Origin of the sequence: Niallia sp. FSL R7-0271 (assembly GCF_038005785.1) — a bacterium.
Taxonomy (GTDB): Bacteria; Bacillota; Bacilli; order Bacillales; family Cytobacillaceae; genus Niallia.
In genome coordinates this window covers 2,895,342-2,908,308 of sequence record NZ_JBBOTZ010000001.1, presented here as the reverse complement: position 1 = coordinate 2,908,308, position 12,967 = coordinate 2,895,342, and the positions used below count along the sequence as shown (strand labels likewise).

The 12,967-nt window shown below is 40.3% G+C and carries 10 protein-coding genes; all 10 read left to right on the top strand.

Features of this window, described 5'->3' with window-relative positions; translation table 11 throughout:
- Positions 1 to 613 precede the first annotated feature (613 nt).
- The 10 genes from citZ to nrdR all read left to right on the top strand — a co-directional run bounded on the left by citZ (position 614) and on the right by nrdR (position 12,879).
- A complete protein-coding gene (citZ, locus tag MKX82_RS14895; RefSeq protein WP_233317447.1) occupies positions 614 to 1,729 on the top strand; it encodes a citrate synthase in 1,116 nt (371 codons plus the stop codon).
- Positions 1,730 to 1,931: 202 nt separating this feature from the next.
- Positions 1,932 to 3,200, top strand: coding sequence for an NADP-dependent isocitrate dehydrogenase (icd, locus tag MKX82_RS14890; RefSeq protein WP_233317450.1), 1,269 nt, complete (start codon positions 1,932 to 1,934; stop codon positions 3,198 to 3,200).
- Positions 3,201 to 3,353: 153 nt separating this feature from the next.
- Positions 3,354 to 4,289 carry a malate dehydrogenase gene (mdh, locus tag MKX82_RS14885; RefSeq protein WP_233317452.1) on the top strand — a complete coding sequence of 312 codons (936 nt, stop codon included), beginning with the start codon at positions 3,354 to 3,356 and terminating at the stop codon, positions 4,287 to 4,289.
- Between the two features lie 193 nt (positions 4,290 to 4,482).
- Positions 4,483 to 5,193, top strand: coding sequence for a response regulator transcription factor (locus MKX82_RS14880; protein ID WP_233317454.1), 711 nt, complete (start codon positions 4,483 to 4,485; stop codon positions 5,191 to 5,193).
- Position 5,194: 1 nt separating this feature from the next.
- Positions 5,195 to 6,952 carry a two-component system histidine kinase PnpS gene (gene pnpS / locus MKX82_RS14875; protein ID WP_233317456.1) on the top strand — a complete coding sequence of 586 codons (1,758 nt, stop codon included), beginning with the start codon at positions 5,195 to 5,197 and terminating at the stop codon, positions 6,950 to 6,952.
- Positions 6,953 to 7,393: 441 nt separating this feature from the next.
- Positions 7,394 to 10,018 (top strand): DNA polymerase I, encoded by a 2,625-nt coding sequence (gene polA, locus MKX82_RS14870; RefSeq protein WP_233317458.1) that lies wholly within the window; start codon positions 7,394 to 7,396, stop codon positions 10,016 to 10,018.
- 20 nt (positions 10,019 to 10,038) lie between these two features.
- Positions 10,039 to 10,863 carry a DNA-formamidopyrimidine glycosylase gene (mutM, locus tag MKX82_RS14865; RefSeq protein ID WP_233317461.1) on the top strand — a complete coding sequence of 275 codons (825 nt, stop codon included), beginning with the start codon at positions 10,039 to 10,041 and terminating at the stop codon, positions 10,861 to 10,863.
- A 79-nt stretch (positions 10,864 to 10,942) separates the two neighbouring features.
- Positions 10,943 to 11,578 (top strand): sporulation membrane protein YtaF, encoded by a 636-nt coding sequence (gene ytaF / locus MKX82_RS14860; RefSeq protein ID WP_233317463.1) that lies wholly within the window; start codon positions 10,943 to 10,945, stop codon positions 11,576 to 11,578.
- 34 nt (positions 11,579 to 11,612) lie between these two features.
- Complete coding sequence (gene coaE, locus MKX82_RS14855; protein WP_233317465.1) at positions 11,613 to 12,212, top strand: dephospho-CoA kinase; 600 nt, start codon at positions 11,613 to 11,615, stop codon at positions 12,210 to 12,212.
- 211 nt (positions 12,213 to 12,423) lie between these two features.
- Positions 12,424 to 12,879: a transcriptional regulator NrdR gene (gene nrdR, locus MKX82_RS14850; protein WP_233317475.1), complete on the top strand. Its 456-nt coding sequence runs from the start codon at positions 12,424 to 12,426 to the stop codon at positions 12,877 to 12,879.
- The last annotated feature ends 88 nt before the right edge of the window (positions 12,880 to 12,967 follow it).

The following is a 12,967-nucleotide window of genomic DNA, read 5'->3' as shown; positions in this document are numbered from 1 at the left end:
ATAATTTATATGTCACAACTTGTCTCCAATGCTGTGCTAAAAAATCCGGAATATTAGCGGTGTGAAAAGAATATATTTTACTAAAGGCATGGTAAGTATGTAATATTTTTTACTATATTGATAGTTTATAGGTGTAAAATATGAGACATTTGGAGAATTTTTAGGTATAATAAAAATGTAGTTACGGAACACCCGTATTATAAAGATGGTATTCCTTATTTTTTTGACGAAAAATGTAAGCATTTACAATGTCTTATTTTAACAGAAAAGAGAAATGATACTATGGTGGAAATGTTAGAAAAAGGCCCCTCAAAATCTGGTTTTATCAATCCGCAAAACAATTTTTATTGATTTTTAGGTACATAATCAGTTAATCTAACAAAATAGTGAACTTTTTTTAGAGGCTGTTTTTCAGCTGCTACCTAATTTTTTATTAAATGGCTCCAAACAAGTCTTAATCAAATTTTAGTCTGAATAATCTAAAAATTCAATGTAGAGGCAAGATTCATTAAAGAAATCTGTAATTATATACGTAACTACATTCATGAATAATATGGGGACTTATATTTTGCGATGTATTGGAGAGAAGTAAGGAGAAAAGGAGAGATAGTTTATGGCAGTAACAAGAGGTCTAGAAGGAATAATTGCAACCACTTCTTCTATCAGCTCTATCATTGATGATTCATTATCGTATGTTGGTTATGACATTGATGTTTTGGCGGAAAACTCCAGTTTTGAAGAAGTAGTTTTTTTACTGTGGAACAGAAGATTGCCGACAGAAGCAGAATTGGATGATTTAAAGCAAGAGTTAGCTGATAATGCAGAGCTGCCTGCGCCGCTGCTTGAACAGCTTAGGCTGTTGCCGCTTGCAAATGTGCACCCAATGGCTGTACTCCGTTCAGCAGTATCCCTTCTGGGTGTTTACGATAAGGATGCTGACTTTATGGATGAAAGCACAAACTATCAAAAAGCATTGAGATTACAAGCCAAAATCCCTACTATCGTTACAGCCTTCTCAAGATTAAGAAAAGGGCTTGATCCGATTGCACCGAGAAAAGATTTGAACTTTGCAGCAAATTTTTTATATATGCTGACAGGAGAAGAGCCTGAGAGCATTGCGGTAGAGGCATTTAATAAAGCATTAGTGCTGCATGCAGACCATGAGCTGAATGCTTCTACGTTTACAGCACGGGTTTGTGTGGCAACATTGTCTGATGTATATTCAGGTATCACATCTGCAATTGGTGCATTGAAGGGACCGCTCCACGGCGGTGCTAACGAAGCAGTCATGAAGATGCTGACAGAAATCGGCAGTGTTGATAATGTTGATGCTTATATTTTTGACAAAATGGATAAGAAGGAAAAAATCATGGGCTTCGGTCACCGCGTTTACCGTAAAGGTGATCCGCGTGCTAAGCACTTGAAGGAAATGGCAAGGAAGCTGACAGAATTGACGGGTCAATCAGAGCTGTTTGAAATGAGCTTAAGGATTGAAGAACTGCTGAAGGAAAAGAAAGGCCTTGTTCCGAATGTAGATTTCTTTTCTGCGTCTGTCTATCACAGCCTGGAAATAGATCATGATTTGTTCACGCCGATTTTTGCTGTGAGCAGGGTTTCCGGATGGCTTGCCCATATTTTAGAGCAATACGAAAATAACCGCTTGATCAGGCCAAGAGCTGATTATACAGGACCTGAAAGAGCTGTTTACATTCCAGTTCATGAACGCTAAATTTACGCGTCTATGATATACTTATTGCAGCATAGAACAAGCAAAGTCAGGAGTCTCCTAAAGCGGGGAATGTGCGATTAAGCGGCATACGTGCCGAGCGCCCTTCTTAGACGAAGCCAATATGCGCAACTTACTTTAGCCATTCTTGCAAAAGGAGTAACGCTTCTTTTGCAGGAAATACTTTTTTAACGGAGGGATACATATGAAAGGTGAAAAAATTTCAGTAGTTGATGGTGTATTAAATGTACCAGCAAATCCAATCGTACCATTTATCGAAGGTGACGGAATCGGTCCTGACATCTGGGCTGCAGCTTCAAGAGTGCTGGATGCTGCCGTAGAAAAAGCATATAGCGGTGATCGTAAGATTGTTTGGAAAGAAGTGTTGGCTGGAGAGAAGGCATTTAATGAAACAGGTGAATGGCTGCCTTCTGAAACATTGGAACAAATACAAGAATACTTGATTGCTATAAAAGGTCCATTAACAACTCCTGTCGGCGGTGGAATTCGTTCGTTGAACGTAGCACTTCGTCAAGAGCTTGACCTTTATGTATGCTTGCGACCTGTTAGATGGTTTGAAGGCGTGCCTTCTCCTGTTAAAAGACCGCAAGATACAGACATGGTTATCTTCCGTGAAAATACAGAAGATATCTATGCAGGAATCGAGTATGAAAAAGGGTCTGAAGGTGCTGCTAAACTACTAAAATTCCTTCAAGATGAAATGGGTGTTAACAAAATCAGATTCCCGGAAACTTCCGGTTTAGGAATCAAGCCAGTTTCTGAAGAAGGCACAAGCCGTTTAGTGCGTGCTGCAATTAACTATGCCATCAAAGAAGGCAGAAAGTCTGTAACACTTGTACACAAAGGCAATATCATGAAATTTACAGAAGGTGCCTTTAAGAACTGGGGCTATGAACTAGCTGAGAAAGAATTCGGAGATAAAGTGTTCACTTGGGCGCAATATGACCGCATTAAAGAAGAGCAAGGCTCAGATGCAGCAAATAAAGCTCAGGCAGAAGCTGAAGCAGCTGGAAAGATCATCGTAAAAGATTCCATTGCTGATATCTTCCTGCAGCAAATCCTGACTCGTCCAACTGAGTTCGATGTAGTTGCTACAATGAACTTGAATGGAGACTACATTTCTGACGCGCTTGCAGCACAAGTAGGCGGAATTGGAATTGCTCCAGGAGCGAATATCAACTACGAAACAGGTCATGCTATCTTTGAAGCGACACATGGAACTGCGCCAAAATATGCTGGATTAGATAAAGTGAATCCTTCATCTGTTCTACTTTCAGGTGTACTGTTGCTTGAACATTTAGGCTGGAATGAGGCAGCTCAGTTAGTTGTTTCATCAGTTGAAAAGACTATCGCTTCTAAAGTGGTAACTTACGATTTCGCTCGTTTAATGGACGGAGCGACTGAAGTGAAATGTTCTGAATTCGGTGATGAATTAATTAAAAATATGGACTAAAATAGCTCATCGTTTGAATTTGCCAAGTATTCCAAAAGAATACCTGCTAAAATCAAGCCCTTGACTGTTAAGGCTTAGTCTATTCGAGGGAAGAGTGTTGAGGGGCCTCTTCCCTCTTTTATTGCATAAAAAAGATTTAAAGGAGGAATTAGCATGAGTTTGCGCAAAAAGATTTCCATTATTGGCGGCGGATTTACTGGTGCTACGACTGCATTTCTGCTGGCTCAAAAGGAGCTTGGCGATATTGTGCTGCTTGATATTCCGAAGATGGAAAATCCAACAAAGGGAAAAGCGCTTGATATGTTTGAGGCGAGTCCAGTACAAGGCTTTGATGCAAATATTAAAGGAACATCAGATTATAAGGATACAGAAGGTTCGGATATAGTTGTTATCACGGCGGGTATCGCAAGAAAGCCTGGGATGAGCAGAGATGATTTAGTGCAAACAAATCAAAGTATTATGAAGTCGGTCACAAATGAAGTGGTCAAGTACTCGCCGGATTGCATTATCATTGTCCTTTCCAACCCGGTAGATGCAATGACATACACGGTGTACAAGGAGTCAGGCTTTGCGAAAAATAGAGTCATTGGACAATCTGGTGTCCTGGATTCAGCAAGATTCAGAAGCTTTGTAGCAATGGAATTGAATTTATCTGTTAAGGATATTACTGGCTTTGTTCTTGGCGGCCACGGAGATGATATGGTTCCTTTAATCCGTTATTCCTATGCTGGTGGTATTCCGCTGGAAACATTGATACCAAAGCATCGCTTGGATGAGATTATTGACCGAACAAGAAACGGCGGTGCTGAAATCGTTAATCTGCTCGGAAATGGAAGCGCTTATTACGCTCCGGCAGCATCACTTGCCGAAATGTGCGAAGCGATAATCAAAAACCAAAGAAGAGTCTTGCCTGCAGTTGCTTATCTTGATGGAGAATACGGCTATTCTAATATATACTTGGGAGTTCCGACCATACTTGGCGGAAACGGTATCGAGCAGGTAATTGAACTTGAACTGACAAAAGAAGAGAAAGCAGCATTGGACAAGTCAGTAATTTCCGTGAAAAATGTTCTTAATGTGCTTACATAAAATGTATTATAAAAAGACCCATCTAGTACTAGATGGGTCTTTTTTACCTACTCTCCAATACGGACCAAAAATATGCAGGAAGTAGGATGGATAGAGCAAGCTTAGCTTGTTGTTCGTCTGCTGCTGATTTATACTATAATAGACATGTAAATTTTGGGGGACTTAGGGGAATTTTTTAAACTTGGAGGCATTTATGAAGAAGAAAGTTCTTGTGGTTGATGATGAGCAGTCTATCGTAACACTACTAAAATATAACCTGCAACAGGCGGGCTATGATGTTATAACAGCAATGGATGGTGAGGAAGGGCTGAATCTTGCGGTTACGTCAAATCCTGATGTCATCCTCCTTGATTTGATGCTTCCGAAGATGGACGGGATGGATGTCTGCAAAAACTTGAGGCAGCAAAGAATATTTACACCCATTCTTATGCTGACTGCAAAGGATGATGAGTTCGATAAGGTTCTTGGCTTGGAGCTTGGTGCAGATGATTATATGACAAAACCATTCAGCCCAAGGGAAGTTATTGCCCGTATTAAAGCAGTATTAAGACGCTCTCAGCTAATATCAGAATCATCAGAGCAGGAAAAGGAAGAAAGAGATACGCTTAAAATTGGGGAGCTTAAAGTCATGCCAAACCACTATGAAGCATATTTCAAGGAAGAACTTTTAGAGCTTACTCCAAAGGAATTTGAACTGCTTCTGTATTTGGCGAGAAACAAAGGACGTGTTCTAACTAGAGATCAGCTGTTAAGTGCGGTTTGGAACTACGATTTTGTTGGAGACACAAGAATCGTTGATGTTCATATAAGCCATTTGCGTGAAAAAATGGAGCATAACACGAAGAAGCCAATCTACATTAAAACGATTCGTGGATTAGGATATAAACTAGAGGAACCAAAATAAAATGAAAACATTTAAATCCAGGCTGCTGGCCAGTTTACTTCTGGTCGTCGCCATTGTCTTTTTGGTGCTGGGTTTGTTTATTTACCAGTTAAATAAATCTTCTTACATAAATTCGTCTGATACGAGGCTGGAAAGGGAAAGCAGTTTGCTTGTAGCTCAAATGGCCAATGCTGATTCTATTGAGGATATAGATGCAAGTGAGATGGCAGAATACAGCAGGCTTTTGGATATCCAAATAACAGTAACAGACACAAAAGGAAATATCCTCATTGATGAGGGAGAAAAGGCGCATGATGAATTTTTACAATCACTGAGTTCAGTCGTCAGCAAAGCATCGAGCCAGCCGCAAGATGACTTTACTGGCGGAGATACGAGTTTCCATTATTATTGGCAAGAGCTGAAGTTTAATGGGGACAAGCAAGGCTATCTTTTTTTAGGTCTTGATTTGTCATCACAGAAGGATGCCTATCAGCAGATGAATACATATGTCCTTGCTGCATTGCTCATTGCTTTTGTTTTAATCTTTGTTATTGGTTTAACACTTGTGTTCCGCTATATGAGACCAATCGAATCTGCTGCAAAGGTAGCGGTTGATTTGGCAAAAGGCAATTATCATGCACGTACATATGAGGATAATATGGATGAGACAGGTATGCTCAGCTCCTCTTTAAATAAGCTGGCAAAAAACCTGCAAGAGATGGTTAAGGCTCAGGAGATTCAGCAGGACCGGCTTGGAACTCTTATTGAAAATATTGGGAGCGGGCTGTTGCTGATTGACAGCAGAGGGTATATAAATCTAGTAAACAGAGCTTACAAGGATTTATTTACTGTTAATTCATCTGATTATTTATACAAGCTTTACTATCACGTTATAGAACATAGAGAAATATCTGATTTAGTTGAAGAAATTTTTATGACGGAGCATAAGGTTGTTAAGCAATTACAGCTTACTATTAATTTTGAGAAAAAAAGCTTCCAAGTTTATGGTGTGCCTATAATCGGGACAAATGATATGTGGATGGGCATATTGCTCGTCTTCCATGACATTACAGAGTTGAAAAAACTCGAACAAATCAGAAAAGATTTTGTCGCAAATGTATCTCATGAACTGAAGACACCAATCACCTCCATTAAAGGATTTTCGGAAACTCTATTGGACGGGGCGATGGATAATAGAGAGGCATTAGTAGAGTTTTTGCAAATCATATTAAAAGAGAGTGACAGGCTGCAATCGCTTATTCAGGACTTACTTGACTTAACAAAGCTGGAGCAGCATAACTTCTCATTAGTTAAGGAGCCAATTAATATCCTGGATATTTTGGAAGAGGTCAGCAAACTTCTTGCGAATAAAGCGGATGCCAAGAATTTAATTCTTGATTTTCAACGTCCTAGTGAGGAAGTTTGGATTGAAGGTGACAGGGCCCGTCTTATTCAAGTGTTTATGAATCTGATATCTAATGCGATTTCTTATACACCAAGCGGCGGCAAGGTTTCCGTTTCTGTCGAAAACAAGGAAAGGGATGTATTAGTTTTTGTAGCAGATACGGGAATAGGTATTGAAAGAAGTGAAATTCCAAGGATTTTTGAACGCTTTTACAGAGTCGATAAAGCAAGAAGCAGGAACTCTGGCGGAACTGGCCTTGGATTGGCAATTGTAAAGCATCTTGTTGAACTCCATAAAGGATTAATAAAGGTGGATAGTGAAGTTGGCGAAGGAACAACTTTCACCATATTGCTGCATAAAAAGTTCCCATATTAATTGTACAAGTTTACATTACTTTTACATATGGTTTGCAAAGTATTTACAAGGGTTTGCTAAAATACTAGTGAAGACCCCCCTTATCCATTAGGTTAAGAGCTGAAGCCGAAAGCCACCCCGCTTTCGGCTTCTTACATTTACAAGAGTTAATCTACTTAAAAGAGATCCTATCGTTGAAAATCAATTAATTAGGTGCATCTATACATAATCTTTTTAGTGCAGAATTGTTTTCTGCACTTTTTCTATTTTTTAACGGTAGTAAATGCTTTTCTGTCTTATAAAAGGGATTAGCATGAGCAGGCTATGAACAAGGGCTATTCCTTACAATCTTTATCTACTCATGGTAAAATAAAAGAGATTAGACCATAATAATATTACTTATTTTGCTGTTAAAGCAAAGGCGGCTGATATAGAGGAACATAAGGAATGGAGGAACTGAATTTGAAGAAAAAACTGATTCTGATTGACGGGAACAGCATTGCATACAGGGCGTTTTTTGCCTTGCCTCTGCTGAACAACGACAAAGGTGTACATACAAATGCAGTTTACGGTTTTACAATGATGCTGATGAAAATATTGGAGGATGAAAAGCCGACACATATGCTCGTTGCTTTTGATGCTGGCAAAACAACATTCCGGCATAAAACCTTCAGTGAATATAAGGGAGGTCGTCAAAAGACTCCGCCTGAATTATCGGAGCAGTTTCCATATATAAGGGAGCTCTTACAGTCATATGGCATCCGCCACTATGAGCTGGAGAATTATGAAGCAGATGATATTATCGGTACACTTTCCTTGCAAGGCGAACAGGATGGATATGAGGTTGTTGTTATATCAGGTGACAAAGACTTGACTCAACTGAGCTCAGATAAAACGACTGTTTACATTACGAGAAAAGGGATTACAGATATTGAATCATATACGCCTGATCATATTCAAGAAAAATACGGCTTGACTCCAGACCGGATTATTGACATGAAGGGATTAATGGGTGATAGTTCTGATAATATTCCTGGGGTGCCAGGAGTCGGAGAAAAGACGGCGATTAAGCTGTTGAAGGAATTTGAAACACTTGAAAATCTTCTGCAGTCCATCGATCAAGTCAGTGGTAAAAAGCTGAAAGAAAAACTCGAGGAATTCAAAGACCAAGCGTTAATGAGCAAGGAGCTGGCCACGATTACAAGAGAGGCTCCGTTAACTGTAGGATTAGGGGAACTGGAATTTCCGGGCATGAACGAAGAGAAGCTCCGCCCATTTTTCAAGGAGCTCGGCTTTAATTCTCTTTTGGACAAGCTTGGAGATGCACCTGTGGAAGAAGCTGCAGAGCTGGAACAAATTGAATTTGAACATGTGAAGGAGATTACGGCAGATATTTTTGCCGACGAGAACGTCCTGTATGTGGAAGTGTTAGAAGATAACTATCATTATGCGCCAATTATCGGAATCTCGTTAGTGAATGAAAAAGGGGCATTTTATTTGCCGATTGAATCAGCCCTAGAATCAGCAGCCTTTAAGGAATGGGCAGAGGATGAGTCAAAGCAGAAGACAGTGTATGACGCGAAAAGATCAGAGGTAGCTCTCCGACATAAGGGCATTCATTTGAAAGGCATCACATTCGACTGTTTAATTGCGGCGTATCTTGCAGATCCATCTGCATCCATCGAGGATGTTGCGTCTGTTTCTAAAAAGTACGGCTTCACGAATATTCAATCGGATGAAGCGTTTTATGGTAAAGGAGCTAAACGAAAGGTGCCAGAGGAAGACATGCTTTCAGACCATCTTGTCCGCAAAACATTTGCCCTTTCTGCCATTCAGGACAAAATGGAAGAAGAGCTTAAGAAGAATGGTCAAGAGGAACTATTCTATGAGCTGGAAATGCCACTTAGTCTTGTACTAGCAGATATGGAATCAACAGGAGTAGAGGTTGATGTAGAAAGACTTCAAAAGATGGGTGCAGAAATCAATGACAGGCTTAAAAGTATTGAAGAGCGTATTTATGAATTGGCTGGCGAAACGTTCAACATCAATTCTCCTAAGCAGCTGGGGGTTATCCTGTTTGAAAAGCTTGGTCTGCCTGTCGTTAAAAAGACAAAGACAGGTTATTCCACTTCAGCAGATGTCTTAGAACAGCTGGCGAGCTCCCATGATGTGATTAAGGAAATTCTTGAATACAGACAGCTTGGAAAGCTTCAGTCCACATATATTGAAGGATTGCAAAAAGTGGTTCACAACGGCAAAATTCACACTCGCTTTAATCAGGTGTTGACACAAACAGGCCGATTGAGCTCCATTGATCCAAATCTGCAAAACATTCCAATCAGACTTGAGGAAGGCAGAAAAATTAGGCAAGCATTCGTTCCTTCTGAGAAGGATTGGATTATATTTGCTGCTGACTATAGCCAAATTGAGCTTCGGGTGCTTGCTCATATTGCCAATGATGAGAAGCTGATTGAGGCCTTTAGGGAGGATCATGATATCCATACAGAAACAGCAATGTCTGTTTTCCATGTGGAAGCAGATGAAGTAACCTCTAATATGAGAAGACACGCTAAAGCAGTTAACTTTGGCATTGTTTATGGTATCAGTGATTACGGCTTATCACAGAGCTTGAGTATCACGAGAAAGGAAGCTGGGAAGTTTATTGAAAGATATTTGGAGAGCTATCCTGGCGTTAAGAACTATATGGAGGAGATTGTGGCAGACGCAAAGCAGCAAGGCTATGTGTCCACATTGCTTCATAGAAGAAGATACTTGCCTGATATTACAAGCCGAAACTTCAATTTGCGCAGCTTTGCAGAAAGAACTGCGATGAATACGCCAATACAGGGCAGTGCGGCAGATATTATCAAAAAAGCGATGATTGAAATGGCGAAGCGTTTGGAATCAGAAGGCTTGCAAGCAAAACTGCTGCTGCAGGTGCATGATGAATTGATCTTTGAAGCACCAAAGAATGAAATCGAAAAGCTGAAAGAAATTGTGCCAGACGTGATGGAAAACGCAGTGGAACTTAGTGTTCCGCTGAAGGTGGACTATTCGTATGGTGACACATGGTTTGATGCTAAGTAATAGAAAAGAGGTAAATGAAGTTGCCTGAATTACCAGAAGTAGAAACAGTCAGACGGACGTTAAAGGAGCTCACACAGCATAAGGTAATCAAAGAGGTTGCTGTATCGTGGGCGAAGATGATAAAAAGACCGGAAAATGTCGAGGAGTTTTCCGATGCTCTTGTTGGACAAAGGATTGAAGATATTAAACGGAGAGGCAAGTTCCTTCTCATTGAAACAACTGATTTTACAATTGTCTCTCATTTGCGGATGGAAGGACGGTACGGGTTGTTCCAAAAGGACGATCCTGTTGACAAGCATACACATGTAATTTTTTATTTTGAAGACGACTCACAGTTGCGATATAAGGATGTCCGCAAATTCGGAACGATGCATCTATTTAAAAAAGGGGAGGAGCACCATACCCTTCCCCTTTCCCAGCTTGGTCCGGAGCCTTTTGACTCTGAATTTACAATCGGGAACTTCAAGGAAAGGCTTGGACGCACGACAAGAAGCATCAAAACAGCCTTGCTTGATCAAAAGATTGTCGTTGGACTCGGAAATATTTATGTAGATGAGGCATTGTTCCGCAGCGGCATTCATCCAGAACGAATTGCGAGCACGATCAATGATCTAGAAGCAGAGACTCTGTACAGAGAAATTATAGCGACATTGTCAGAAGCGGTGGAAAAAGGCGGAAGCACGATACGCTCTTATGTTAATACACAAGGGCAAATCGGAATGTTCCAGCTTGAACTTTTTGTTTACGGCAGAAAAGGGGAAGCTTGCAAAAAATGCGGCTCCGAATTAGAAAGAATCATTGTTGGAGGCAGAGGGACTGTTTTTTGTCCGCATTGTCAAAAATAGCAGCCAGTATTAGCATTAACATTGGATGGGCTCCTTCCATATAGTATATTACTATCCGTTAGGAAGGAGCTTTTTTAAAATGTCACAAGTACTTTCTCTTATCCTATTAGCGCTTGCTGTCAGTATTGATAATTTCAGTGTCGGGTTCACTTATGGTTTACGAAAGATGAAGATTCCTTTTAAATCCATTTTCATCATTGCCTGCTGTTCTGGATTCACACTGCTGCTTTCGATGCTGTTAGGCCATGTTATTGCACAAGTGTTCTCTTCTGATTTTGCCGAACAAATCGGCGGCGGAATTCTTATTATTTTAGGAATCTGGATCTTATATCAGTTTTTTCGGCCGGATAAAGAAAGAGAAATTATTACCACAGAAAAAAACTTGGTGAATTTTGAAATTAAGTCATTGGGAATTGTGATTAACATTTTAAGAAAACCGATGTCAGCTGATTTTGACAACTCTGGAACTATAACAGGAGTTGAGGCAATAGTCCTTGGGTTTGCGCTGTCATTAGATGCATTTGGGGCAGGAATAGGAGCATCCATGCTAGGATTCTCTCCATTCTTTTTGACACTTGCTGTCATCATTATGAGTACATCCTTTGTTTCGTTAGGAATGTTTGGCGGACGAATGCTGTCTAAAAAAAGCTATATGGAGAAATTCTCCTTTATCCCAGGAATTATTTTAATTATTATTGGTATTTTTAAGCTGTAAAAAAGAAACCATTGAATAAAAGGCAGGAGAACAAATGACTTTAATTATAGGCTTGACAGGCGGCATCGCCAGCGGTAAAAGCACCATATCCAACTATTTCAGCTCTCTGGGCTTAGTCGTTATTGATGCTGATGTTGAAGCCCGTTTAGCTGTAGAAAAGGGGGAGCCGGCATACCGTGAAATCGTTGCCCATTTTGGCTCTGGAATTTTGCTCGAAGACGGCAGTCTAAATCGGGCTAGGCTCGGCGAAATCGTCTTCAGCGATGAAAAACAGCGGGCTGTGCTTAATGGAATTGTACATCCAGAGGTAAGAAACCGAATGAACGCCAAGCAAGAGGAGGCCGTTAAAGCAGGCAGCCCGGCAGTAATTCTTGATATACCTTTACTGTTTGAAAATAAGCTGGATGCCACAGTTGAGAAAACAGTCCTTGTCTATGTGGAAAAAGATACTCAAATACAGCGGCTGATGGACAGAAACGCTCTAAGCCTTGAACAGGCACAATTAAGAGTTGCAGCGCAAATGCCTTTAGAAGAGAAGCGAGTGCTGGCAGATAGAATAATCGACAATAATGGAACTGTTGAAGATTCCCAAGCTCAAGCTCTTCAGATTTTGCATGACTGGAAGGTCCTTTAAAAAATGTGTTACGATGCCCCATAGCTTTAATGGGGCAGTTTTTCATGAAGAAATATGCTGCATTTTCCATTGTTTCCATAAAAAATGGACATAAAGTTTTAAGCAGGAAATAATTAATTCATTCTATCACTTGTACAAACTAGCACTTTTTTATAAGATAATATTAATGGGAATCAATACATTGCGAACAATGAATTCGGAGCTGATATAGATGAGATGTCCTTCATGTCAACATAATAATAACCGTGTTCTTGATTCACGACCTGTTGATGACAGCCGCTCAATCCGCAGAAGAAGAGAATGCGAAGAGTGCGGTTACCGCTTTACTACTTTCGAAAAAGTAGAAGAAATACCGTTGATCGTTGTGAAAAAAGAAGGAACTCGAGAAGAGTTCAGCCGTGACAAGATTCTGCGTGGTCTCATTAGGGCATGCGAAAAAAGGCCTGTTGCTTTAAAGCAGCTAGAAGACATTACGGCAGAAATTGAAAAGGAACTTAGAAGCAACGCCGTTTCGGAGATTAATAGTGAAGACATCGGTGAAATGGTCATGGATCGTTTGGCGGAAGTCGATGAAGTGGCATATGTCCGCTTTGCATCTGTTTACCGTCAATTTAAAGATATAAATGTTTTTATAGAGGAACTGAAAGAGCTGATAAAAAAGAATTAAGGCAAACCGGTGCTGCACAGGTGACACTTCGAGCGGTCACTTGAAAATGAAAAAGGAGCTGAAGGATTCTTTGGCTCTTTTTTGACTT